Source organism: Devosia nitrariae, assembly GCF_030160115.1.
In the GTDB taxonomy this organism is placed as follows: domain Bacteria; phylum Pseudomonadota; class Alphaproteobacteria; order Rhizobiales; family Devosiaceae; genus Devosia; species Devosia nitrariae.
Window position 1 is genome coordinate 338,335 of the sequence record NZ_BSNS01000002.1, and the last position, 22,725, is coordinate 361,059.

At 64.4% G+C, this 22,725-nt stretch carries 23 protein-coding genes; 11 read left to right on the plus strand and 12 right to left on the minus strand.

Translation table 11 applies throughout. From position 1 onward, the window contains the following. Window positions 1-2 precede the first annotated feature (2 nt). The gene (locus QQK18_RS02285) at window positions 3-1,160 is read left to right on the plus strand and encodes an iron-containing alcohol dehydrogenase (RefSeq protein ID WP_284338652.1); all 1,158 of its coding nucleotides are present in this window, start codon (window positions 3-5) and stop codon (window positions 1,158-1,160) included. Between the two features lie 281 nt (window positions 1,161-1,441). On the opposite strand, the gene QQK18_RS02290 is transcribed toward QQK18_RS02285, so the two are convergent. Then, window positions 1,442-2,911, minus strand: a complete 1,470-nt coding sequence (locus QQK18_RS02290; RefSeq protein WP_284338653.1) for a mannitol dehydrogenase family protein — start codon at window positions 2,909-2,911, stop codon at window positions 1,442-1,444. Window positions 2,912-3,075: 164 nt separating this feature from the next. Here QQK18_RS02290 and QQK18_RS02295 point away from each other — a divergent pair, with 164 nt between their 5' ends. Then, entirely contained in the window at window positions 3,076-3,990 is a 915-nt protein-coding gene (locus tag QQK18_RS02295) for a sugar kinase (protein WP_284338654.1), read from the plus strand. 3 nt (window positions 3,991-3,993) lie between these two features. On the opposite strand, the gene QQK18_RS02300 is transcribed toward QQK18_RS02295, so the two are convergent. The 4 genes from QQK18_RS02300 to QQK18_RS02315 are packed head-to-tail and all read right to left on the minus strand — an operon-like array spanning window position 3,994 to window position 7,346. After that, complete coding sequence (locus QQK18_RS02300) at window positions 3,994-4,773, minus strand: SDR family oxidoreductase (protein ID WP_284338655.1); 780 nt, start codon at window positions 4,771-4,773, stop codon at window positions 3,994-3,996. Window positions 4,774-4,828: 55 nt separating this feature from the next. Beyond that, a complete protein-coding gene (locus QQK18_RS02305; protein ID WP_284338656.1) occupies window positions 4,829-5,374 on the minus strand; it encodes a DUF924 family protein in 546 nt (181 codons plus the stop codon). 8 nt (window positions 5,375-5,382) lie between these two features. Beyond that, on the minus strand, window positions 5,383-6,384 hold the full coding sequence (locus QQK18_RS02310) for a zinc-binding alcohol dehydrogenase family protein (RefSeq protein WP_284338657.1): 1,002 nt from the start codon (window positions 6,382-6,384) through the stop codon (window positions 5,383-5,385). A 44-nt stretch (window positions 6,385-6,428) separates the two neighbouring features. Next, entirely contained in the window at window positions 6,429-7,346 is a 918-nt protein-coding gene (locus tag QQK18_RS02315) for a VOC family protein (RefSeq protein ID WP_284338658.1), read from the minus strand. Between the two features lie 208 nt (window positions 7,347-7,554). Between QQK18_RS02315 and QQK18_RS02320 the strand changes: the two genes are divergently transcribed. The 3 genes from QQK18_RS02320 (at window position 7,555) to QQK18_RS02330 (ending at window position 9,916) form a co-directional block, all read left to right on the plus strand. Then, entirely contained in the window at window positions 7,555-7,746 is a 192-nt protein-coding gene (locus tag QQK18_RS02320; protein ID WP_284338659.1) for a hypothetical protein, read from the plus strand. 43 nt (window positions 7,747-7,789) lie between these two features. Further along, window positions 7,790-8,074 (plus strand): OsmC family protein, encoded by a 285-nt coding sequence (locus QQK18_RS02325; protein WP_284338660.1) that lies wholly within the window; start codon window positions 7,790-7,792, stop codon window positions 8,072-8,074. 114 nt (window positions 8,075-8,188) lie between these two features. Further along, window positions 8,189-9,916: an SLC13 family permease gene (locus QQK18_RS02330; protein WP_348523205.1), complete on the plus strand. Its 1,728-nt coding sequence runs from the start codon at window positions 8,189-8,191 to the stop codon at window positions 9,914-9,916. 61 nt (window positions 9,917-9,977) lie between these two features. On the opposite strand, the gene QQK18_RS02335 is transcribed toward QQK18_RS02330, so the two are convergent. Further along, window positions 9,978-11,786 (minus strand): ABC transporter ATP-binding protein, encoded by a 1,809-nt coding sequence (locus QQK18_RS02335; protein ID WP_284338661.1) that lies wholly within the window; start codon window positions 11,784-11,786, stop codon window positions 9,978-9,980. A gap of 307 nt (window positions 11,787-12,093) precedes the next feature. Further along, window positions 12,094-12,981, minus strand: a complete 888-nt coding sequence (locus tag QQK18_RS02340) for a lipid kinase (protein ID WP_284338662.1) — start codon at window positions 12,979-12,981, stop codon at window positions 12,094-12,096. A gap of 204 nt (window positions 12,982-13,185) precedes the next feature. Between QQK18_RS02340 and QQK18_RS02345 the strand changes: the two genes are divergently transcribed. From QQK18_RS02345 to QQK18_RS02355, 3 genes are read left to right on the plus strand one after another with little or no spacing between them, the layout of a single operon-like run. Beyond that, on the plus strand, window positions 13,186-14,421 hold the full coding sequence (locus QQK18_RS02345; protein WP_284338663.1) for an aminopeptidase: 1,236 nt from the start codon (window positions 13,186-13,188) through the stop codon (window positions 14,419-14,421). Window positions 14,422-14,428: 7 nt separating this feature from the next. Next, window positions 14,429-15,022: a YdcF family protein gene (locus tag QQK18_RS02350; RefSeq protein WP_284338664.1), complete on the plus strand. Its 594-nt coding sequence runs from the start codon at window positions 14,429-14,431 to the stop codon at window positions 15,020-15,022. Between the two features lie 59 nt (window positions 15,023-15,081). Further along, entirely contained in the window at window positions 15,082-15,984 is a 903-nt protein-coding gene (locus QQK18_RS02355) for a sugar phosphate isomerase/epimerase family protein (RefSeq protein WP_284338665.1), read from the plus strand. Here the strand turns inward: QQK18_RS02355 and QQK18_RS02360 are convergent. Then, on the minus strand, window positions 15,935-17,314 hold the full coding sequence (locus tag QQK18_RS02360) for an FAD-containing oxidoreductase (RefSeq protein WP_284338666.1): 1,380 nt from the start codon (window positions 17,312-17,314) through the stop codon (window positions 15,935-15,937). The two genes, QQK18_RS02355 and QQK18_RS02360, sit on opposite strands and share 50 nt — an antisense overlap. Before the next feature lie 71 nt (window positions 17,315-17,385). Continuing rightward, entirely contained in the window at window positions 17,386-17,982 is a 597-nt protein-coding gene (locus tag QQK18_RS02365) for a LysE family translocator (protein ID WP_284338667.1), read from the minus strand. A gap of 82 nt (window positions 17,983-18,064) precedes the next feature. On the opposite strand from QQK18_RS02365, the gene QQK18_RS02370 reads away from it, so the two are divergent. Further along, entirely contained in the window at window positions 18,065-18,508 is a 444-nt protein-coding gene (locus tag QQK18_RS02370; RefSeq protein WP_284338668.1) for an Lrp/AsnC family transcriptional regulator, read from the plus strand. Here the strand turns inward: QQK18_RS02370 and sthA are convergent, their stop codons facing one another. The 3 genes from sthA to QQK18_RS02385 form a co-directional block, all read right to left on the minus strand. Further along, window positions 18,509-19,960: a Si-specific NAD(P)(+) transhydrogenase gene (sthA, locus tag QQK18_RS02375; RefSeq protein WP_284338669.1), complete on the minus strand. Its 1,452-nt coding sequence runs from the start codon at window positions 19,958-19,960 to the stop codon at window positions 18,509-18,511. A gap of 120 nt (window positions 19,961-20,080) precedes the next feature. After that, window positions 20,081-20,932: an LOG family protein gene (locus tag QQK18_RS02380; RefSeq protein WP_284338670.1), complete on the minus strand. Its 852-nt coding sequence runs from the start codon at window positions 20,930-20,932 to the stop codon at window positions 20,081-20,083. A 121-nt stretch (window positions 20,933-21,053) separates the two neighbouring features. After that, entirely contained in the window at window positions 21,054-21,227 is a 174-nt protein-coding gene (locus QQK18_RS02385; protein ID WP_284338671.1) for a hypothetical protein, read from the minus strand. A gap of 3 nt (window positions 21,228-21,230) precedes the next feature. Here QQK18_RS02385 and dapD point away from each other — a divergent pair, with 3 nt between their 5' ends. Both dapD and QQK18_RS02395 read left to right on the plus strand, forming a co-directional pair. Further along, window positions 21,231-22,073: a 2,3,4,5-tetrahydropyridine-2,6-dicarboxylate N-succinyltransferase gene (gene dapD, locus QQK18_RS02390; protein WP_284338672.1), complete on the plus strand. Its 843-nt coding sequence runs from the start codon at window positions 21,231-21,233 to the stop codon at window positions 22,071-22,073. A gap of 84 nt (window positions 22,074-22,157) precedes the next feature. Then, complete coding sequence (locus tag QQK18_RS02395; protein ID WP_284338673.1) at window positions 22,158-22,718, plus strand: DUF805 domain-containing protein; 561 nt, start codon at window positions 22,158-22,160, stop codon at window positions 22,716-22,718. The last annotated feature ends 7 nt before the right edge of the window (window positions 22,719-22,725 follow it).

The following is a 22,725-nucleotide window of genomic DNA, read 5'->3' on the forward strand; positions in this document are numbered from 1 at the left end:
TCATGACCATCAAAGCAAATTGGAACTATCCGACCGCGGTACGCTTTGGTGCCGGCCGCATTGCCGAGTTGCCGGACGCGCTGCAGGCCGCAGGGATCAGCCGGCCCCTGCTGGTGACAGACGCAGGGCTTGCCAACCTTCCGGTGACGCAGTCGACACTGGAAACGCTGCGGAACGCGGGTGTCGAGGCCGGGCTCTTTGCCGAGGTCAAGCCGAACCCGGTCGCCGCCAATGTCGAGGCGGGGATCGCGGCCTTGCGTGCGGGCGGTCATGATGGCGTCATCGCCTTCGGCGGCGGATCGGGCCTCGACACGGGCAAGGTCATCGCCTTTATGGCCGGGCAGACCCGACCGATGTGGGACTTCGAGGACATCGGGGACTGGTGGACCCGGGCAGATTCCGACGGTATCTTGCCCATCGTCGCGGTGCCGACGACGGCGGGGACTGGCTCGGAGGTCGGACGCGCCGGCGTCATCACCGACGAAGCGACGCACACCAAGAAGGTGATCTTCCACCCGCTGATGATGCCCAAGGTCGTCATCGCCGACCCCGAACTGACCATTGGCATGCCGCGCCCCATCACCATCGGCACGGGCATGGACGCGCTTGCCCATTGTCTCGAGGCCTATTGCGCGCCGGCCTACCATCCGCTGGCCGACGGCATCGCGGTCGAAGGCATTCGGCTCGCCATGGAGAACCTGCCCAAGGTCGCAACCGACCCCAACAATGTCGAGGCGCGCGGCCATATGATGAGCGCCGCGGCGATGGGAGCGGCGGCCTTCCAGAAGGGGCTCGGGGGTATCCACGCGCTCTCGCACCCGGTGGGGGCGCTCTATGATACCCATCACGGTATGACCAATGCCGTGTTCATGCCCTATGTACTTGCCGTCAATCACAAGGCCATCGAAACGCGCATAGGTCGGCTGGCGGGCTATCTGGGCCTGCCGCCGAGCTTCGAGGCGTTCCAGCACGCGATCCTGGCGCTACGCGACCGGCTCGACGTGCCGCACACCTTGAAGGATTTCGGGGTGGACGACGCGCGGCGCGACGAGATCGCCGACAAGGCGGTGGTCGATCCGACGGCGGCGGGAAATCCGGTCGAGTTGACCAGGGTAGTGGCGCTCGAGATTTTCGACCGGGCGATGACGGGACGGGTTTAGGCGCGAGGGAGAAACCCTTATCCGTCCTTCGGGCACTTGCCCCACGAGGGGAGAAGGGGAACGAGTTCCGGGGTTGGTAGACAGGGAATCGCACCAACCATCCCTATCCACGGGGTCATTCCCGCGAAAAGCGGGAACCTCTGTTGGCGAAGCCGGCAAGGGAAACAGAGGTTCACGCTTTTCGCGGGAATGACTCCGAGTGGGTGATGCTTCGGGGCTAAACGAAGGCGTGAGACGGACGAGGGGGCCTTTCCTGGCACCGCCTACCACCAATATCTGCTCTACCCCGCCACCTTTTTCACCGTCTCCGCCGCCCCCTCGTCAAACAGGCTCACGAGATGCGCGCTCACCACGTCGCGGAACGTGCCGTTCTCAGACAGATCCCGACCAAAAATCTCAGTGACCTCGACCAGGCCGTCGAAGAGCCGTTCGGGATCATCGCCGGCGTTGGCGGCGATGGCCATGAGGCGCGTGGCCATCGGATCCTTGACGTCGATCGTCTCGCCCTTCTCGTCGATGCCGGTGACGTAGCGCATCCAGGCGGCAACCCCCAGGGCGAGACGGGTGATGGTTTGACCAGCCTTCAGGCGGTCGCGGATGGTCCCGAGGAGACGCTGGGGCAGCTTTTGGCTGCCGTCCATGGCGATCTGCCAGGTGCGGTGCTTCAGGGCCGGGTTGGCAAAACGGGCGAGGAGCTCGTCGCGATAGGCGGGTAGGTCGGTGCCGGGCATATGGAGGGTCGGTATCACCTCCTCGCTCATCAGGCCGTGGATGAGCTTGACGAACGCCGGATCGCCCATGGCGTCGGCGACGTGTTGATGGCCGGCGAGATAACCGAGATAAGCGAGCGTCGAGTGCGACCCGTTGAGCATCCTCAATTTCATCAGCTCGAACGGCTCGACATCGGCGACCATCTGCGCGCCGACCGTCTCGAAGGGCGGCCGCCCGGCAGGAAAATGATCTTCGATCACCCATTGGGTGAAGGGTTCGGTCATGATGGGCCAGGCATCGTCGGCGCCGATAAGGCCGGCGATGGTCTCGCGATCGGCGTCAGTCGTTGCCGGCACGATCCGGTCGACCATGGTCGAGGGAAAGGCGACGCTCTCTTCGACCCAGCGGCCGAGAGCTTCGTCGCGCAGCGCCGCAAAGCGGCTGACGATGCGGCGCGTGGTCTTGCCGTTGGAAGGGAGATTGTCGCAGCTCATGACGGTGAAGGCCGGCTGGGCGGCGACACGGCGGCGGGCCAGTGCCTCGACGATGAGCCCGGGGGCGCTTTTCGGCGACTGTGGATTGGCGAGATCGTGGACGATATCGGGGTGGCCGGCGTGGAGCTCGCCGGTCGCCGGATCGTGGCAGTAACCCTTCTCGGTGACGGTCAGGGAAACGATGCGGATTTCGGGTGAAGCCATCAGGGCAATCAGCTTGTCGCGCTCGGTATTGGCATCGAGGACGGAGAGGATCGATCCAATGACGCGCGGGTGCGTGCCTGAGGCGTCGCGGATGGCGATGGTATAGAGGCCGTCCTGCGGGACGAGCGCCTCCTTGGTGTCGGGACGCCGCAGGCTCGCTCCGACAATGGCCCAATCGGGGTGGGCGGCGAGCAGATCGTCGATATAGACGGCCATATGGGCGCGGTGGAAAGCGCCGATACCCAGATGCACGATACCGGCCTTGAGACCGCCGCGGTCATAGGCGGGGGTGATCACCCCGGCGGGAACGTTGGCAAGCGATCGGCTGGACAGACGCGGCATCGGCAGGCGCTCCTCGATGAAAACCGGCGGCACCATAGAGACTTTGCATCTTGTATGGAAGTATCGAAAGGCGCTAGGGATCACCGAGCGCGATGCGGTACGAGCGCTTGCGGGAGCGGGCTGATTGCCGGCATAAGCATCCGACAACAGGGGAGGAGAACCAGTTGGCCGGCAAAAGGTTCGTCAGCATCGGGGAATGCATGATCGAGATGTCGGGCGGTGAAGACCGGCAATACCGCCTCGGCTATGCGGGCGACACGCTCAATACCGCCTGGTACATGCGGGCGCTGCTCGGCGCGGACTGGGACGTCGACTATTTCACAGCGCTCGGGGCTGACCGCTATTCGGCCGACATCCGCGCCTTCCTCGAGGCCCACGGCATCGGCACCCGCTTCATCGGCACGATCGAGGGGCGGCGGCCCGGGCTCTATCTCATCCACCAGGAGAAGGGCGACCGCCACTTTACCTACTGGCGCGACACCTCCGCGGCACGGCTTATGGCCGAGGACCGGCAGGCGTTGGATGCAGCACTCGAGGGGGCCGGGATCGTCTATTTCTCCGGCATCACCATGGCGATCCTTCAACCCAGGGCACGCGGGCGCCTCCTGGGGGCAATCGTCACGGCCCGCGACAAGGGTGCGCGTGTCGTATTCGACCCCAACGTACGTCCGGCTCTGTGGAGCTCGCCAAGAGTGATGGGCGCGGTGCTGACCGCCGCCGCGACCATCAGTGACGTCGTGATGCCGACCCATTCGGACGAGGCGCCGATATTCGGCGACAAGAGTGTTGACGAGACCGCCGATCGCTATTTCGAACTTGGCGTCGAGGAAGTGGTGGTCAAAGACGGCGCCAAGCCGGCATTGATCGCAACACGGGCTGAGCGCATCGAGTTGGCGCCGAAGCCCGGCGCCAAGGTGGTCGATGCGACCGGTGCCGGCGACTCGTTCAACGGCGCCTACCTCTCGGCCCGTGCCGCGGGCGCGAGCCCCATGGAAGCGGCCGAGGCTGCGCACCGGATAGCGGGCATCGTTATCGGCGAGCGCGGGGCCCTGGTCGATCCCGCGCTGCTTAAGGCATAGGCCTCATACGAGCAGCGATTGGCCCCCGTCGATCCAGACGGGCGTGCCCGAGATGTGGCGGGCACGATCGGAGGCGAGGAAGGCGACAAGGTCGGCCACATCCCTACTGCGGCCGGGCCTGCCACCGGTCAATGGCACATTGCCCTCCGGGAACTCGCGCGGGACGATGGCGTCTTCGGTATTGCGCCGCTCGGTGCTGTCTTCGATCTCGGTCGCTATGGCGCCCGGGCAGATGACGTTGACGCGAATACCTTCGTCGGCGAGCTCGAGCGCCAGCATCTGCCCGAGCGCAAGCTGGCCGGCCTTGGTGACCGAATAGGCGCTGGCGCCTGCGGTGGCGAAGGTGCGCGTGCCGTTGATCGAGGACGTGATGAGGATGACGCCGCCGGCGCGCTTGAGCATCGGCACCGCGTAGTGGACGGTCAGATACGTGCCGCGCAGGTTCACGGCGATGGTCTTGTCCCATTCCTCGGGCTGCAGCTCCTCGATCGGCGCCCACACCCCGTTGATGCCGGCATTGGCAAATACGATGTCGAGCCGGCCCATCTGCTCCTCGATTTCCTCGAAGACGACCATCATCGCCTTTTCGTCCGAGATGTCAGCGGGAATGGCGATGGCCTTGCGGCCGCGTTGGCGCACTTGCCCGGCGACGGTATCGATCTCGTCCTTGGTGCGACTGACGAGCACCAGATCCGCGCCCTCCTCGGCAAGGCGAAGGGCCGCCGCGCGGCCGATGCCCGATCCGGCGCCGGTAACGAGGGCGACCTTGTCCTCGAGTTCCATCATGAACCTCCTCGCGCGTGTCGAGGAGGAATGGCGGCCCGCGCGAAGGGTTCCGTCAGAAGCCGCGCTCGCCGGCTTCTTCGATATAGGCGAGTTCCTCGGGGGTCGAGGCACGGCCGAGGGCGGCGTTGCGGAAAGGAAAGCGGCCGAAGCGCGCGATGCAGTCGCGGTGCTTGATCTCGTAGTCGAGGATGTCGGCGTTATCCATGGCCGAGAAGAGCCGCATGGCCTCCTCATGGACGACGAGCGATTCCGAATGCATGTAGGGCAAGTAGAGGAAGGTGCGCTCCTCGAGACTCATGTCGCGGTCGAGCCCTTGGGCTTCGGCCTCCTGAGCAAGGGTGAGCGCCATGGGGTCCTGGGCAAAGGCCCTGGCAGTACCGCGATAGAGCTGGCGCGAGAACTGGTCGAGCACGATGACCTCGGCAAGCCTTCCCATCGTAGTTTCGCGCCAGCGCCAGGCCTCGCCCATGGCGACGCGGGCATGGGTATCGGCAAAGTGTTCGGCAAGAAGCGCGTCGAACTCCGGCTTGCCGCCGAACCAGTCCTCCTGTCCGTGCTCGATAAACCAGAAATCGAGAACATCTCGATGCGTTTTCATGGACTCTCCTAGACGGCGATGATTGCCTTGATCAGACCCTCGCGCGCCTCGGCCCAGCGCGGCAGGTCCTCGGGGACGCGCGTGAGGATCGTCTCGTGGGTGGCGAGGCTGTCGGTCGGGACCTGACCGCTGCGGATCGCGGTCATGACGTGGTCGAAATCCTCGATGGTGGCGTTGCGCGAGGCGCGTATGGTCAGCTCGCGCCGGTGCACCTCGGCGTCGGGCCAGACGAGGTCGCCGGTAATGACGCCGACAAGGGTGAAGGCGCCGCCGTTGCGCACGTGAAAGAGGCTGGCGTTCATGGCGCGGATCGAGCCGGTCGCGTCGAACACGGCGTCGAACCCCGAGCGGCGGGCGGACTTGAACGCCGCGCTCTCGAGCTCCTCGAGTCCGAAGGCTGCAAAGCCGAAGCCGATGGCTGCCTCGCGCTTGTCGGCAGCGGCATCGAGAACGGTCACGTCGGCCCCGGCAATCTGCGCAAAGAAGGCGACGCCAAGCCCGATGGGCCCACCGCCGACGACGAGGACCCGCTGTCCGGCGTGCAGCTGGGTGCGCCGCACGGCATGGGCGCCTATTGCGAGGAATTCGACCATCGCAGCATCGCGCAGGCTGATACCGTCGGCCTTGTAGAGATTTGCCTCGGGCAGGACCAGGCGGTCGGCCATGCCGCCGTCGGAATGGACGCCGATGACCGAAAGGGTCTCGCAGCAATTGGTCTTGCCCTCGCGGCAGGCGGGGCACTCGTAGCAAGGCAAGTAAGGGTTGACGACGACCGGATCGCCGATAGCGAAGAGGTGGCTGCCGTTAGGGTCGGAGACAACGCCTGAAAGCTCGTGGCCGAGGATACGCGGGTATTGAAGGAACGGATGATGGCCCGAATAGATGTGGTAGTCGGTGCCGCAGATGCCGACATGGCGGACATCGAGCGCTACCCAACCCGGCTGCAATTGGGGCTCGGGAGCCTCTATGAGGGCAAGCTCGCCCGGGGCGATGCAGGATATGGCGCGCATGGTCTCCTCCGATTGGCGGAGAAGACCTAACATTTCAGCGCTTTCTAGCCAACGGCGACGCGCAGGCGGTTGCCGAAGGGATCGCGGGTCTCGATGCCGTCGAGGAGAACCTCGAGCGGAGCGTCGGCCGCCGCAAGCCGGCTCTTGAGGTCGGAGAGGGTCTCGGTGTCAGGCACCAGAATGGTGAACCAGCGCAGCCCCGCGGCACCGGCCGGCGGCAGGGGCGCGCGGGGGCCGGCCCAGATATTGAAGGCGATAGTATGGGGCATGTAGTCTAGCCCGACATCGCCCATTCCGAAGGACTCGATCAAGAGGAACCCGGCAAAGCCGATGACGTCGCGGTAGAACGCCATGGCGCGCTGCAAATCGTCCACGTGGACATGTACGTGGCCGACGCGCGTGCCGGCGGGCATGGCAGGAGCAATGACAGGCGCCTCGCCGAGCTCGGCGAGGAGACCTTCCATGTCGATGGGTTCGCGACCCGAATGCGGACGACCATCGCTGGTGAGCGCATAATGGCCATCGTCGGGATTGCCGAGGGTGCCGCGCCAGGGTGTCTCAAAGGTGATTTCGATGCCGTTGCCATCGAGATCCCAGAGATAGATGGCTTCCGAAACGAGGTGATCGGTCGGGGCGATGCGCACGTTGCGCTGGAGCGCGCGCACAGCCATCTGCGCCAGGTCGACGCGCGTGGGCACGTGGATGGCCACGTGATAAAGGCCGATGGTGCGCGGCACGACCACACTGACGGCGCCGGTTTCCAGGACAATCAGCTCGACGTCGCCGGCGCCCAGCCCGATCCTATTACCGACCTCGGAGATGATCTCGAGACCGACGACATCGCGCCAGATGGCGAGCGCCTTCTGCCGCTCGGTGACGGCTATGTGCACCGGACCCAGACGGGTCGCGAGCGGCAGGATGGGCTTGGAACGAACATCGGTCTGGACGCGTGCATCGATCATTTGGGCCTCCTCGAGGCGCCGAGCGCGGGCGGCGTTAAGGTACTGTCATCGATATAAGCCTCGCCGGCGCCGCCTGATAGGTCAACAAAGCGAAGGGATCGTTCGTCGAACGCCACCCAAACAAGCCTGCTTTCCCTTGCCGGGCAACTGTGCTCAATTGCCCGCGAAAAGACGCGGAGGCGCCTATGGCGGGCTTGAAGGTTCTGACTTGACCCTGGCGTTTACGTCGACCGCCGGTCCGGCGATGGCCAATTGCCATGAGACCATCGGCCACGACGACGCCAAAATCCTCGGGCAGACCAACCCCATCTCCCTCTCCTGCCGATCGCTCCGGCAGATTGGCAATGGCATCTTCGACCAGAACTTTTACGGCTTTGAGATCGCAACCGCTCTGGCCTAGAGGACGTTCCCGACCCTCAGCCATCCCATCAAGGAGACGATCGATGAAAGTCCTCTACACCGCCAAGGCCAGTTCGACCGGCGGGCGCACCGGGGATGGCGCGACCGATGACGGCGTGCTCGACGTCATGCTGACGGAACCGAGGGAAAAGGGCGGGCCCGGAGCGCCTGGCACTCACCCCGAACAGCTCTTCGCGGTCGGCTACTCGGCAGGCGTTCTGGGCGCGGTCAAGGCGGCCGCCGAGGACCTGGTCCAGCGCGCCCATGTCATCGGCCCCTACAGCGAAGCGTCGCGTAAGGGTTTCGAGGTCTCGATCGGCGTGGTCTAGAAACAACATACGACATCCAGACGGCGGCTCCGCGGGCGCAGGCCCGCGGTCTACATCCCTCGGGGGCTTTCCATAACCTACGAACAAATCACCCTCTTCGCCCTTCTGGCGGTCGTGCTGGTCCTGTTGATGTGGGGCCGCTGGCGCTATGACCTCGTATCCTTCGCCGCGCTGATCGCGTCCGTGGTGCTGGGCGTCGTGCCGGCCGACCGGGCTTTCAGCGGCTTTGCCAACGATGCCACCGTCATCGTCGTGCTGGTACTGGTCGTCAGCTTCGGGCTGACGCGATCGGGTGCAATCGAACTGGTGACGCGACGGCTGATCAGCACGCCCAAATCCGTGCCGGTTCATCTGGGACTCCTGGGGGGTATAGCAGCGGTGCTCTCGGCGTTCATGAACAACGTGGCGGCGCTGGCGCTGACCATGCCTGTCGACATCCAGGCGGCTCAGAAGGCTGGGCGCTCGCCTTCGCTGACCCTGATGCCCCTGGCAGCAGCGACGATCCTGGGCGGGCTTGTCACCCTCATCGGCACGCCGGCCAACATCCTCATCGCCTCCTACCGCGAGCAGGCAAGCGGGAGAGCGTTCGCCATGTTCGACTACGCGCCGGTCGGTCTGACGGTCGCGCTCGTCGGGCTCAGTTTCATCGCGCTCATCGGCTGGCGAATCATTCCGATGCGCGATCACGGCAACGCCATGGCCGAGCTCGCGGCCATGGAGAATTATGTCAGTGAGCTGGTGGTCAAGGCGAAGTCGAAGGCCGTCGGACGGCGGATCGCGGATCTCGATGCGGTCGCCGAGGAGAACGATGCGCAGATCCTCGGCCTCGTGCGCAAGGCCCGACGCCTGCCGGGCCGGGCAAGGACCGAGGAAATCGTCTCCGGCGACCTGCTCGTTGTCGAGGGCTCTCCCGAGGCGCTCAATAGTCTGGCGGCGGCGCTAGGCCTCAGTTTCCAGGGGAAATCCGGCCAGAAGGCGCATCTCGATGCTAGCCAGGGTTTCATCGAGGCTGTGGTCAGCCGGGAGAGCCGGCTTATTGGACGCTCTGCCAACGAGGTGCAGATGCTGCGTGGCTATGGCGTATCGCTCCTTGGCATTTCGCGGCGGGGAAAGACGCTGCGTGAGCGGGTGCGGCGGACAGCCCTGCAGGCAGGCGATGTGCTGCTGCTCCTGGGGGCGACCGACAGCATGGAGGAAGTGCTGACACGACTGGACTGCCTGCCGCTGGCGCACACCCCGACCCTTACCCGCTACGACAAGGCGCTCCTGGCGATTGGCCTCTTTGCCGGAGCCATCGCCCTTTCTGTCTCAGGGCTGCTGCCGCTGACCATCGGGCTTTCGCTGGTGGTCATCGCATTCGTCCTCGCCGATATCGTGCCGATCCGTGAGATCTACGAGGCCATCGAATGGCCGATCATCATTCTTCTCGGCGCGCTCATTCCCATGGGAGAGGCACTGGAGAGCTCGGGCGGCACCATGCTCATCGCCAACGGCATCGCACAGGCAACGCAAAGCCTTCCGGCGTGGGTGGCGCTGACGGCGATGCTGGTGGTGACGATGCTGCTTTCCGATATCCTCAACAATGCGGCGACGGCCGTCATCGCCGCACCCATCGCCTACGGCCTCGCCAATGCCATGGGGGTCAATCCCGACGCCTTCCTGATGGCCGTCGCCATCGGGGCGAGCTGTGCGTTCCTCACCCCTATCGGCCATCAGAACAGCCTCCTGATCATGGGGCCGGGGGGCTACCAATTCTCCGACTACTGGAAGTTCGGCCTGCCCCTCGAACTGCTGACGGTGGCCGTGGCTGTGCCAGCGATCCTTATCTTCTGGCCGCTCTGACTTGTACCGGCGGTTGCTGCTTGCAGGAAGTCGGGCGGGGCGCATGCGCCCCGCCCATTCCTCAGGCGACGTTGAGGCCGCGGGTCAGTTCCAGCGCCTGACGCTCGAAGAGCCGGCGATAGATACCGTTCTTCAAGCCGATGAGGCTCTGATGGTTACCCTCCTCAACGATGCGGCCCTTGTCGAAGACGAGGAGCCGGTCGAGCGACTTGACTGTCGACAGGCGGTGCGCCACCACGAGCGTCGTACGCCCCAGCATCAGCCGCTCCATCGCCTGCTGGATCAAGACCTCGCTCTCGGAATCGAGGCTCGAGGTTGCCTCGTCGAAGATAAGGATCGGCGCATTGGCTAGGAACGCCCGGGCGATTGCGACGCGCTGGCGCTCGCCGCCCGAGAGCTTGACGCCGCGCTCACCCACCAGCGTGTCGTAGCCCTTGGGGAGTTCGCAGATGAACTCGTGGGCGCTGGCCTGCCGTGCCGCCTCGACGATCTCGGCGCGGCTGGCGCCGGGCCGGGCATAGGCGATGTTCTCGGCAAGCGAGCGGTGGAAGAGCACCGGCTCCTGCTGGACGATGGCGATCTGGCTTCGCAGCGACTCCTGCTTGACGTCCGCGATGTTGACGCCATCGATGGTTATGGCACCGCCACTGACGTCGTAGAGGCGTTGGATGAGCTTGACGAAAGTCGTCTTGCCCGAACCGGAATGCCCGACGAGTCCGACCCGCTCGCCCGCCCGGATCTCGACCGAGAAGTCCTTGTAGAGCGGCGTTGGGTGCGCACCGTAGCGGAACGTCACCCGATCGAAGGCGATGGCGCCCTTGCCGATGCGGATGGGCTCGGCGCCGGGTTTGTCCTCGATACCCAGCGGCTGGTCGTAGAGGCCAACGAGTTCTTCCATGTCGTTGATCGAGCGCTGCAGGTTGCGGATGTGCATGCCCACATCGTTGAGATGGCCGCCGAGCACGAAGAACATGGTCAAAACGAACGCCATGTCGCCGGCACTGGCAAGATCGTTCTGCCAAAGGTAGAGCACGACGCCGAGAATGCCGGTCTGCATGACAACCATCATGGCGCCCTGCACACCGCCGTTGAACGTGCCGCGTCGCCAGGTGCGGCGGGTACGGTGGGACCATTTGTCGACCACATGGGTCAGCCGCTCCTCCTCGCGCGTCTCGGCGCCGAACGCCTTGACCACCGGATTGCAGCTCACCGCATCGGCGAGAACGCCGCCAAGCCTGGTGTCCCAGGCGTTGGCAAGGGTCGCGGCCGGCGCAACAAACCCGACTGAGAGCGAGACGGTGACGGCGATGAAGACGATCGAGCCGAGGCCGACGACGAGCCCCATCACCGGCCACTGGACACCGAGGATGACGGTTGCGCCCAAGAGCATGACGGCAGACGGGAACAGCGCCACCAGAAGAGTGTCGTTCAGGAGGTCGAGCGCCCACATGCCGCGGGTGATCTTCCTGACCGTCGAGCCGGCAAAGCTGTTGGCGTGCCAGTCGGTCGAGAAGCGCTGGACGCGATGGAAGGCGCCGGCGGCGATGTCGCTCATCATCTTGAGGGTCAGGACGATGATGTTGAGGAAGGTCAGCTGCCGCAGCACAACGGAGGCGAGATAGAACGCAGCCAGCAGCCAGAAGGCGACGAGCGCGGCATTCCAGGTCGGGCCATGGTCGGCCGAGCCGGTGGCGATAGCGTCGACCAGGCGGCCTGCGAAGATCGGGGTCATCAACTGAGCGACGGTCGCCAGCATGATCAGCACAAGGATGGCGGCGATGCGCCAGGGCTGATGTGCCCAATGACGGGAGGTGAAGCCGAGGACGGATCGGAACGACTTGGCAGCGAAAACGCGCTTCTTGCGATTCATTTTGGAACCCGGCCGCGTCACCGCAAGCCGGCCTTATGGAAATGCAAATGGAAAACAGCCGGGACGGGGCAACTTGCCCCTCAGTCGAGATCGGCTATGGAAGAAAAACCGCAGGCGGCGCGCTGGCGGGCCGCGGATGGCGACGACCTAACGTCGCAGATCCCCGGACGGGAGGACGAAAAACGGTGCTGCCATTGAACGCCTCCCCGGTTGGAATAGTGCGGAAGACGATTGTTAGCCAAAGCGTTCGGCTTTGCCAACCGACAAATTCATAGACGAGAGAAAATGTTGCCCCTCTACAACAAGGTCAGGCGGGCGCGAAGACGGTGACCGCCGAGGGTCGGATGACGAAGTGGGCGGGGGTGGTGGTGACGATGTCTCCGTCGGTGTTGACCGGGCGCGGCTTCCTGGTGCGGATGTCGAATTCGGTGTCCTTCACCGTGCGCACCTCGTGCCAGGCGCCATGCTCGCCACGACGGAAGGCGCCGAGCATCAGCCCGAACTTCCAGACGTTCCTTAGTTCGAGGCTGTAGAGGTCGAGGTGGCCATCTTCGATGGTAGCATCCTGGTGAACGATCGCTCCGCCGCCATAATGGACGCCGTTGCCGACGGCGATCTGCAGGGTCCTGACCCGCACACGGCCCGACCCGCTGATAATCTGCGCGCTGAACGGGCGAGCCGAAGCCAGCACCTTGATGGCAGCCAGCGCATAGCCGAGCTTGCCCCAGCGGCGCTTGGCCTCGCGCGTGAGGCCGCGGGCGAGATCGGCGGCAACGCCGATGCTGGCGACATTGAAGAACGGGTGACCGTTGACCTCGCCGAGGTCGATACGGCGGGTGGCGCCGGCGGTGATGATGTCGGCGGCAGCCAGCAGATCCTCGGGAATGGCAAGGGTGCGTGCAAGATCGTTGGCGGTCCCCATCGGCAGGATGCCCATAGGCAGGCCGGTGGCCAGCACGCCCTTGGCGGCCGAATTGATCGTGCCGTCGCCGCCGCACACGATGACGAGGTCGGCCTCGTGCTGGCGGCGCACAATGTCGGCCGAAACCTCGTCGGGGGTTTCGAAGCGCTCGACGACGGCGTCAACGCCGCCCTCGGCAAGACGGGCGACAAGGGAATCGAGCCCCTCTCCGCCGCGACGGGCATTGGGATTGACCAGCATCAACGCCCGGCGGCGGGCAAGGGATTTCGTCATATGGCCTCGTCGGCAACTGGGGCGTCGTGGGCCACAGGCAGATGGGCGAACGGGACTGCCATGGCAAGCACCTGGCTCATTAAGTTTCGGTAAGGGTGCGCGATGTGGAACGGCCAGAGCGGAAATTCGGGACGATGGGCTCTGGCCGGCGGCGGCAACTCGATTTAGGCTCGCGCGCCAAATCAGTAGCAACGAGCCATATTCATGACGTCTCCTGTTGATCCCATTAAACTCGACAAGCTGGCACAGGTTGCCATCAAGGTGGGGCTGCAATTACAGCCGGGCCAGGACCTGCTGATGACCGCACCGATGCCGGCGGCGCCGCTGGTCCGCCGCATCACCGAGCACGCCTACAAGGCGGGCGCGGGCCTGGTGACGACCATCTATTCGGACGAAGAAGCTATCCTCGCCCGCTACAAGCATGCGTCGGATGCAAGCTTCGACAAGGCGGCTGGCTGGCTGTACAACGGCATGGCCGAAGCCTTCAAAGCCAATACCGCACGCTTGGCCATCGCCGGCGACAATCCGATGATGCTGGCCGGCCAGGACCCGGAGAAGGTTGCTCGGGCCAACAGGGCCAACTCGGCCGCCTATCGCCCGGCACTTGAGCTCATCACCGGATTCGACATCAACTGGAACATCGTTTCCTATCCGAGCCCTGCCTGGGCGCGGCAGGTTTTTCCGAACGACCCCGAGGACGTGGCGGTCGGCAAGCTGGCGGATGCTATCTTCAAGGCGAGCCGCGTTGACGGCGAGGACCCGATCGGGGCCTGGAAGGAGCATAACGCCAATCTCAGGAAACGCTGGACCTGGCTCAACGACAAGCGGTTCGTCGCGCTCCACTATTCGGGGCCGGGAACGGACCTGACCATCGGGCTCGCCGACGGGCACAGGTGGAAGGGCGGCGCCTCGGAGGCCAAGAACGGCATCACCTGCAACCCCAACATCCCGACCGAGGAGGTGTTCACCACGCCGCATCGCGAGCGGGTCTCGGGCTATGTGCGCTCGAGCAAGCCCCTCTCGCACAACGGCACGCTGATCGAGAACATCGAGGCGCGGTTCGAGAACGGCGTGCTGGTGGAGTTGAAGGCGAGCAAGGGGGCGGACGTGTTCAACAAGGTGCTCGACACCGACGAGGGCGCACGGCGGCTGGGCGAGGTAGCGCTGGTGCCCAACTCCTCGCCGATCTCGGCATCAGGGCTGCTGTTCTACAACACGCTGTACGACGAAAACGCGGCCTGCCACATCGCCATGGGGCAGTGCTATGCAGACTGCTTCGAGAACGGCAAATCCCTCACGCCCGAGCAGATCTTCGCCCAAGGCGGCAACAAGAGCCTCATTCATATCGACTGGATGATCGGCTCGGGCGAAATCGATATCGACGGCGTCCACGCCGACGGCACGCGCGAGCCGGTGATACGCAAGGGCGAATGGGCCTGAGGTTCGAATGGTCTGGCTGCGCGGGGCAGTATCGGCGCTGCTTCTGCTGCTGTCGGTCTTCGGCCTCGCGCTCCTGGTCATTGCCGCGGATGTCATCCGCTTCGGCACGGAACAATCGCTCGCCAGCGCTGATGCGGCGCTGGTGCTGGGCGCGGCGGTCATCGGGGACCGGCCGTCGCCGGTACTGGCCGAGCGGCTGCGGCACGCGGGCGAACTCTATCGAGCAGGCCGGGTCGGTCGTATCGTCCTGACCGGCGGGCGCAGTCCCGAGGACGACCTGACCGAAGCCGAGGCGGGTCGCCGCTGGCTGCTGAGCCAGGGCGTGCCCGACGCGGTGATCATCCTCGAAGACCGCTCGCGCACGACCGTCGAGAACTTCCTCCTTTCTGAGCCGATCCTTGCCGAAGAGCGACTCGCCAAGGTGCTCGTGGTCTCAGACCCGCTGCACATGCGGCGGGCGATGGAGATCGCCGAGCGGGTAGGTTTTGCCGCGGAGCCGGCGCCGACGGAAACCACCCGCTATCGGAGCGCCGAAACTCTGCTGCCGTTCCTTGCCCGCGAGACCTGGTTCATGGCGCAGTACCTTCTCTTCGGGTGGTAAGCCGGTTGCCTCGCTGCGCGCCCGGTGCCAGACTCTTCGGAAAACCTCAGGAGGAGACCATGCTCGAAACTGTCGAATCCCGAATCGCCGTCTCCACTTGGTCGCTGCATAAAACACTGGGCGTCACCTTTCCCCACGATCTCGACAGCGACGGGGTCGGGCCGCGCGAGGAAAGTTACGGCCCCGGCAGCGCCAGGCTCATCGACCTGCCGGCGCTGGTCAAATCGCACTGGATCGAGCGGCTGGAAGTCTGTTCGTTCCACCTGCCTTCGCGCGATGCCGGGTACCTTGCCGAATTCCGGGACGCGCTGGCAAGCGCCGGCGTTGCGCTGCAGACTATGCTGATCGAGGCGGGCGACCTCAGCAACCCAGTAACGGCCGGACGCGACGGCAAGTGGATCTCCGGCTGGGTCGAGACCGCTATTGCCCTTGGCGCCGAGCACGCACGGATCATCGCGGGTAAACAGAAGCCCAGCCGCGAAGCGCTCGACCTTGCCGCCGATGGCCTCACCGCCATCGCCGACAGGTACTCTGAAGCGCCTATCAGGCTCTTTACCGAGAACTGGTTCGATCTCCTCGCAACGCCCGAGCTCGTCAATGGCCTGCTCGACCGCACCGAAGGGAAGGTTGGCCTCAACGGCGATTTCGGCAACTGGAGCGGGCCGGGCAAGTACGACGACTTGGCCTCCATCTTCTCGCGCGCCGAACTCTGCCACGCCAAGGCGGGCTTTACCGATGGTGTGCTGGACGCCGACGACTATGGCCAATGCATCCATGCCGCCGAGAGCGCCGGCTACACCGGACCCTATACCCTGATCTTCGATGCGCAGGCACCCGACGAATGGGCCGGTATCGCCATTGAACGGGCGTTCCTGCTCGACCGGCTGGCGGAAGCAGGAACTGGCCTGGGCCCTACTCCAGCGGCTTCAGTCCACCCAACAGGGTCGGCACCAGCTCGCTGACCGTCGGGTGGATGTGCATGGTCTCCTGGAGGAGCGTGTAGGGCTTATCGGCGGCCATATAGGCTAGGATGGTGTGGATGACTTCGTCGCCCTCGATGCCGAGAATAGCAGCTCCCAGGATGCGCTTGCTCTCTGCATCGACGATGATCTTCATCATGCCCTGCGTCTCGCTCTTCTCGCGGGCGCGGGCGACTTTCTGCATGGGAAGAGTCGCAACCAGCGCGGGACGGCCGGTCTCGCGCACCTGTCGCTCGTTCATGCCGGCGCGCCCCAGCGGCGGATCGGTATAGAGCGCGTAGGCGGGAATACGGCCGGCGAGTGAGCGTTCGCCGCCGTCAATGACATTGTCGGCGACAATCTCGAACTCGTTGTAAGAGGTGTGGGTGAACGCGCCGCGTCCGTTGACGTCGCCCATGGCCCATATGCCGGGAACAGCGGTGCGCAGGTGCTCATCGACTTCGATAAACCCGCGAGCATTGGCCGAGAGGCCGGCGGCGGGCAGGTTGAGGGCATCCGTGTTGGGCGTGCGCCCGAGAGCGAGAAGGAGGTGCGAGCCCTCGATGGCCCTGTTCTCACCGCCGGCGGTCAGCGAGAGACGAACGCCCCTGCCGGTATTCTCGACGCTCACGTCTTTGATTTCGAACAGGAACTCGACGCCCTCGGCCGTGAGGATATCGCGGATCGCCTCGGAAATTTCCGCGTCCTCGCGGGGAGCCGGCAGCTTGCGGCGGTCGATGACCGTCACCTTCGACCCGAAGCGTCGATACATCTGGGCAAATTCGAGCCCGACATAGCTGGCGCCGGCAATGACCAGGTGCTCGGGCGGAAAGTCGACATCCATCATCGTGGTGTTGGTCAAATAGGGCACGGTATCAATGCCGGGCCACTCCGGGACCTGAGGACGCGCGCCGGTATTGAGGAAGATCCTGGGCGCAGCGAGCACCTCGCCGTCGACGGCCACCTCACTGGCGGAAACAAAACTGCCTTCGCCGTCGAAGACAATAAGATTCTCCATGTTGCGCAGCCAGTCGTTGAGGCTCTTGACCGAGGCGCCGACCACCGCGTCCTTCCGGGCCTTGACGGCCTCCATATCGACAGAGACGCCACCGTCGAGCACCACACCGAAATCAGCGGCGCGGCGGGCCATGTGGGCGGCACGGGCCGATGCGACCAGGGCCTTGGTCGGCGTGCAGCCATCGTTGACGCAGGTGCCGCCGAGATGGGTGCGCTCGATGAGCGCTGTCTTCCAGCCAGCTCCAGCAAGGCGCGCGGCAAGGAACGGACCGGATTGACCGGCTCCGATGACGATGGCGTCGAACGATTGCGGCATGGCTCGGTCCCTTCGGTTTGCGAAGGGAGACTAGAGTATCCGTGGTGGACAAGGAAAGATTGGCCGGCGCTTCACCGCGAAAAGAGAACCGGATAGAGCGAGGCGACGAGCAGCAGTGCCATCACGATATTGAAGACCCGCAAGCGCGCCGGATCGGTGAGGAAGCGCTTCAACTGGCCGCCGACCACTGCCCAGGCGCCGGTCGAAGGCAGGTTGATGATGCCGAAAACCAGCGCCACTAAGGCCACGGCCTCAAACGAGCGGCTTCCGGCATAGACGGTGACAGCGGTCAAAGCCATCGACCAGGCCTTTGGATTGACCCACTGGAAAGCGGCCGCCTGGAGGAAAGTGATGGGCTTGCCGGCAAGCGACTTCTCGCCGAGCCCGGACGCGGTGGCGATCTTCCAGGCAAGATAGAGAAGATAGGCGACGCTCAACACCTTGAGGACTAAATAGCTCATCGGCACGGCTTCGAAGAGGCCGACGAGCCCGACGCCGACCAGAAGCACCATGACAGTGAAGCCGATGGCAACGCCCAGCATGTGCGGCAGCGTGTGCCGAACGCCGAAATTGGCGCCGGAGGCGAGGAGCATCAGGTTGTTCGGCCCTGGCGTCACCGATGTGACGAAAGCGAACGCGATGAGGGCGGTGAGGGTCTCGGTGCTCATCGCAGGATCATCGCTCCGATCTCACGCAATGTGCTACGTTTTCGTTGCTTATTGGCGGCAGTCCCCACAATATATGCGTCGCATGGACGCAAAAGACCGTGAGATATTGCGCATCCTGGAACAGGATGGACGCATCACCAATCTGGATCTCGCCGCGCGGGTGGGCTTGTCGCCTTCGGCGTGCCTGCGGCGCGTGCAGGAGATGGAGCGGACCGCCGTCATTAAGGGTTATCGGGCGGTCACCAACCGGGCAACGCTCGGTATCGGCTTTACCGCCTATATCGGAGTTGGACTCTCCGAACACTCGCGCGCGGCCCAGAAGGCATTCGAGCGCGCCGTGTCGCTGGCCCCGGAGGTGCGCGAGTGCCACAACGTCACCGGCACGATCGAGTACCTCCTGCGGGTGGAGGTCTCCAGCCTCGATGACTACAAGCGCTTCCACACCGACATTCTCGGAACGCTGCCGCAGGTCAGTTCGCTCACCACCTATGTGGTGATGGAATCGAGCAAGGACGAAAGAGCCTGACTATTCAGCCGCTCGCGGCTTCCTCGCCGCGGGCTCTTCGGCGGAGGTTTCGGCCAGGGGTACGCGCGGCATGCGGTTCCATGCGTCGAGCGCGGCGATCTTGTAGGCTTCGGCGAGCGTTGGATAATTGAAGGTGTTCTCGACGAAATAGTCGAGCGTGCCGCCAAGATTGAGGACGGCCTGGCCGATATGAATCAGTTCGGTCGCGCCCTCGCCGACGATCGAGACGCCAAGCAGCTTCCTGTCCTTGAGGGCGAAGATCATCTTCATCATGCCCGACTGCAGGCCCATGATGTGACCCCGAGAGGTTTCGCGAAAGCGGGCAACGCCGCATTCGTAGGGGATCCCCTGCCGGCGCACGTCCTCCTCGGAAAGACCGACGGTGGAGATCTCGGGAACGGCGTAGATGCCGTAAGGGAAGAACTCCGGGGCCGGCGGCATGGAGGCGCCGAAGGCATGGAGGGCCGCAATGCGCCCCTGCTCCATCGATGTCGAAGCGAGCGAGGGAAACCCGATGACATCGCCGGCCGCATAGATGTGCGGAATCGTGGTCTGGAAGGTGACCGGATCGACCTTCAGGCGCCCCCGCTCGTCGGGAACAACGCCGCATTTGTCGAGACCGAGATCGGCGGTGGCGCCAACCCGGCCGGCGGCATAAAGCAGCATCTCGCTGCGCACCTGACGACCGTCGTTAAGGGTAGCGACCGGCCACCCCTGGGCATCCTTCTCGACCTTTTCGACCTTGGCCCCCAAGCGCATGGTCATGCCGCGCTTGCGCAATTCGTGGGTGAACTCGTCGATGATCTCGCGGTCGACGAACTCGAGGTAGCGCTCCTTGGGCTCGACGAGAGTGACGGGCACGTCGAGGGCGGAAAAGATGGTGGCGTATTCGATGCCGATGACCCCTGCCCCCACGACCGTCAGCGAGCGCGGCACGCGCAGCTCGGAAACGAGGCTGTCGCTGTCGACGATCGTGTGGTCGTCGAATTGAATATGCGCGGGCCGATAGGGGGCGGTGCCAACGGCGATCACCGCCTTGTCGAAACCGACGATCCGCTCCTCGCCATCGTTGCCGGCGACGACGACGTGCGAGGCATCGCGAAAATGCGCCTTGCCGCCGAGGGTCTTGACGCCATTGCGGGCGAACTGGTGCTCGAGCACGTCGATCTCGTAGTCGAGCGTCATGCGCAGGCGTGCGCCGAGGTCCTTGCCCTCGATGTCTTTCTTGACGCGGTAGGCGAGACCGTAAAAGCCGCGCTCGCGCCAGCCGGAGAGGTTGAGCACGGTCTCGCGCAGCGTCTTGGACGGAATGGTGCCGGTATGGACCGAAACGCCCCCGACGCGCAGGCGGTCCTCGATGACCAGCACCGAGCGGCCGAGCTTGGCGGCCTGGATGGCGGCACGGCGCCCGGCGGGACCCGAACCGATAACGATGAGATCGTAGGTGTCCATTTCAGCCCCCTGAGGCAACACCAGTTGGACTCCCCCTAGAGGAGAGATGTGACACGGCCATTTCGCCGAGCGCAATGGGCTTGGTTCCCCTCCTTAGCGTCCACGAGCAAGGATGCCCCCCTACTCCGCGAGAGCCACCTCGGGCAGGTTGTAGAATTGGCGCACGACGTTCCAGCCCTCCTCGGCGGTCTCGACCACCGTGAAGAGGTCGGGGTCGGTCGGGGCGATGGTGCCGGCCTCCGCCAGGGCCTCGAGATTGATGACCTTCTTCCAGAATTCGGCACCGAACAGCAACACGGGAATGGGGTCCATGCGGTGGGTCTGGATGAGGGTCAGCGTCTCGAAGAACTCGTCCAGCGTCCCGAAGCCGCCGGGAAAGATGGCAACGACCCGGGCGCGCAAGAGGAAGTGGATCTTGCGGGTGGCGAAATAGTGGAAGTTGAAACTCAGCTCGGGCGTCACGTAGCGGTTGGGCGCCTGCTCATGCGGCAGGACGATGTTCAAGCCGATGGAGGGCGCGCCGACATCGGCGGCACCGCGGTTACCCGCCTCCATCACCCCAGGACCGCCACCGGTGACGATGACATAGTCGGAATAATCGACTGCTTTCGAGGTCAGCGAAGCGTATTGGGCAAAGCGACGTGCCTCTATGTAGTAGCGCGAGGCCGCCTCGAGGTTTTGTTTCTGCGTCTCGTTCTTGGCCGCCCAGGCGGGCTTGCCGGGTTCGGGGATGCGTGCCCCGCCGAACAGCACCACGGTCGAATTGATGCCACGCTCGCGCAGCAGGTACTCGACCTTCTGGTATTCGAGCTGAAAGCGGATGCCGCGCGTGTCCTCGCTCGTGAGGAATTCGGCATCGGCGAAGGCCAGGTTATAGGCAGACGACTGGGTCTGCGGCGTCGATGGCGCGCGGCGGGCGGCATCGATGTCCTCGACCGAAGTGCGCAGCGGCGTCTGGTGGCGTCTGGCCATTTCCGGCTTCTCCTTGGAATCCATGTCGGCACCCTCGCAGAGCCGCGTTAAGGATCAATGGGCCTGGCGGAGCGCATAGCGCAATCTGCAGAGTGTCACAATTTCGCGCGAAACGCGGACCCTATCCCAGCCGGCGCGATGGATGGTTTCTGATCAGCATCGAAAAGCTCGGCTCATGGTATCTGTTGATGATGATCTCGGTGGTGCTGACCGCGCGATTGACAGCCAAGCCTTGGCCGGTAATGTCCGGCCCAGCCAAATACACGCCTTGCAAAATCATGTCCTGAAGGATCATCCGATGCCGCTTGCCGATCTCGAAGCCACGATCAACGATGCCTTTGAGGATCGGGCCGCGATCACTTTCGATACAAAAGGGGCGGTGCGCGAGGCGGTCGAGGAGGCGCTCGATCTACTCGACAGCGGCAAGGCGCGCGTCGCCGAGAAGACCGCCGAGGGCTGGCAGGTCAACCAGTGGCTGAAGAAGGCGGTGCTGCTCTCGTTCCGCCTCAACGACAACCGGATGATCGAAGGCGGTCCCGCCGGCGGCGCTTGGTGGGACAAGGTGCCCTCGAAGTTCGAGGGCTGGAGCGAGAACCGCTTCCGCGAGGCAGGCTTCCGCTCGGTGCCGGGCGCGATCGTGCGGCACTCGGCCCATATCGGCAAGGGCGCGATCCTGATGCCCTCCTTCGTCAACCTCGGCGCCTTTGTCGACGAGGGCACGATGGTCGACACCTGGGTGACCGTCGGGTCCTGTGCGCAGATCGGCAAGAACGTCCACCTTTCCGGCGGCGTCGGCATCGGTGGCGTTCTGGAGCCGCTGCAGGCCGGTCCCGTGATCATAGAGGACAACTGCTTCATCGGGGCGCGCTCTGAAGTCGTCGAAGGCGTGGTCGTTGGTGAGGGCTCGGTCATTTCCATGGGCGTCTTCATCGGCGCCTCGACCAAGATCGTCGACCGGGCGACGGGCGAAATCCACATGGGCAAGGTGCCGCCGTACTCCGTCGTCGTTTCGGGAAGCCTGCCGGGCAAGCTGCTGCCCAACGGGCAACCAGGGCCGAGCCTTTATTGCGCAGTCATTGTCAAGACCGTCGATGCACAGACGCGCAGCAAGACCGGCATCAACGACTTGCTGCGGGACTGATATCTGGCCAGACTCAATGCGTTCTACTAGTCTTTACTTAGTAGGCGGCGGATGGGTTCGCCACACACACCGGGAGGGGACGGTATGGACTGGACATTTCTGTTTGGCAGCTTCGAAGGGCGGATCAGCCGCAAGACATTCTGGATCGGCACCATAATCCTTGCTGTCGCCCTGATTGCCCTGAGCTTTCTCGTGCTGCCGCTCTTGGGGCTCGGCATGATGAATCCGGCACTGCCGGATGCTACCACGGGTGGCGACGCCCAGGCGATCGGGCAACAATTTCTCGACTCGGCGAGCAGAGCGGGCTGGGCAAATCTCGTCGTGGTCCTGATCTTCGCCTATCCGATGATGGCGGTGATGCTCAAGCGCCGGCACGACCGCAACAGTCCCGGTTGGGACGTCTATGCCTATATCGGGCTATTGGCGCTGCTGTCGGTTCTGCAGGGGCTGGGCCTCTGCTTCACGGTGGCCGAAGTCAATGGCATGCTGATGCCCACGCCAACCCTAATTGGAACCATTGTTCCGGCGATCGTCGGACTCCTCGCCCTTTACCTGCTGGTCGTCATGGGCTTCCTGAAGGGCGACAGCGGGGCCAATGCCTATGGACCCGATCCGCTCGGCGGAACGGCTTCGGCGACGGCCTGACTCAATA

Bases quoted from the DNA above. Each gene is read 5' to 3' on its own strand.
- QQK18_RS02285 (WP_284338652.1), top strand. From the start codon at position 3: ATGACCATCAAAGCAAATTGGAACTATCCGACCGCGGTACGCTTTGGT.
- QQK18_RS02310 (WP_284338657.1), bottom strand. From the start codon at position 6,384: ATGCGCGCCATATCCTGCATCGCCCCGGGCGAGCTTGCCCTCATAGAG.
- QQK18_RS02290 (WP_284338653.1), bottom strand. From the start codon at position 2,911: ATGCCGCGTCTGTCCAGCCGATCGCTTGCCAACGTTCCCGCCGGGGTG.
- QQK18_RS02315 (WP_284338658.1), bottom strand. From the start codon at position 7,346: ATGATCGATGCACGCGTCCAGACCGATGTTCGTTCCAAGCCCATCCTG.
- QQK18_RS02345 (WP_284338663.1), top strand. From the start codon at position 13,186: ATGACGTCTCCTGTTGATCCCATTAAACTCGACAAGCTGGCACAGGTT.
- QQK18_RS02370 (WP_284338668.1), top strand. From the start codon at position 18,065: ATGGACGCAAAAGACCGTGAGATATTGCGCATCCTGGAACAGGATGGA.
- QQK18_RS02360 (WP_284338666.1), bottom strand. From the start codon at position 17,314: ATGCCGCAATCGTTCGACGCCATCGTCATCGGAGCCGGTCAATCCGGT.
- QQK18_RS02355 (WP_284338665.1), top strand. From the start codon at position 15,082: ATGCTCGAAACTGTCGAATCCCGAATCGCCGTCTCCACTTGGTCGCTG.
- QQK18_RS02380 (WP_284338670.1), bottom strand. From the start codon at position 20,932: ATGGCCAGACGCCACCAGACGCCGCTGCGCACTTCGGTCGAGGACATC.
- dapD (WP_284338672.1), top strand. From the start codon at position 21,231: ATGCCGCTTGCCGATCTCGAAGCCACGATCAACGATGCCTTTGAGGAT.
- QQK18_RS02325 (WP_284338660.1), top strand. From the start codon at position 7,790: ATGAAAGTCCTCTACACCGCCAAGGCCAGTTCGACCGGCGGGCGCACC.
- QQK18_RS02335 (WP_284338661.1), bottom strand. From the start codon at position 11,786: ATGAATCGCAAGAAGCGCGTTTTCGCTGCCAAGTCGTTCCGATCCGTC.
- QQK18_RS02365 (WP_284338667.1), bottom strand. From the start codon at position 17,982: ATGAGCACCGAGACCCTCACCGCCCTCATCGCGTTCGCTTTCGTCACA.
- QQK18_RS02300 (WP_284338655.1), bottom strand. From the start codon at position 4,773: ATGGAACTCGAGGACAAGGTCGCCCTCGTTACCGGCGCCGGATCGGGC.
- QQK18_RS02340 (WP_284338662.1), bottom strand. From the start codon at position 12,981: ATGACGAAATCCCTTGCCCGCCGCCGGGCGTTGATGCTGGTCAATCCC.
- QQK18_RS02395 (WP_284338673.1), top strand. From the start codon at position 22,158: ATGGACTGGACATTTCTGTTTGGCAGCTTCGAAGGGCGGATCAGCCGC.
- QQK18_RS02305 (WP_284338656.1), bottom strand. From the start codon at position 5,374: ATGAAAACGCATCGAGATGTTCTCGATTTCTGGTTTATCGAGCACGGA.
- sthA (WP_284338669.1), bottom strand. From the start codon at position 19,960: ATGGACACCTACGATCTCATCGTTATCGGTTCGGGTCCCGCCGGGCGC.
- QQK18_RS02385 (WP_284338671.1), bottom strand. From the start codon at position 21,227: ATGATCCTTCAGGACATGATTTTGCAAGGCGTGTATTTGGCTGGGCCG.
- QQK18_RS02350 (WP_284338664.1), top strand. From the start codon at position 14,429: ATGGTCTGGCTGCGCGGGGCAGTATCGGCGCTGCTTCTGCTGCTGTCG.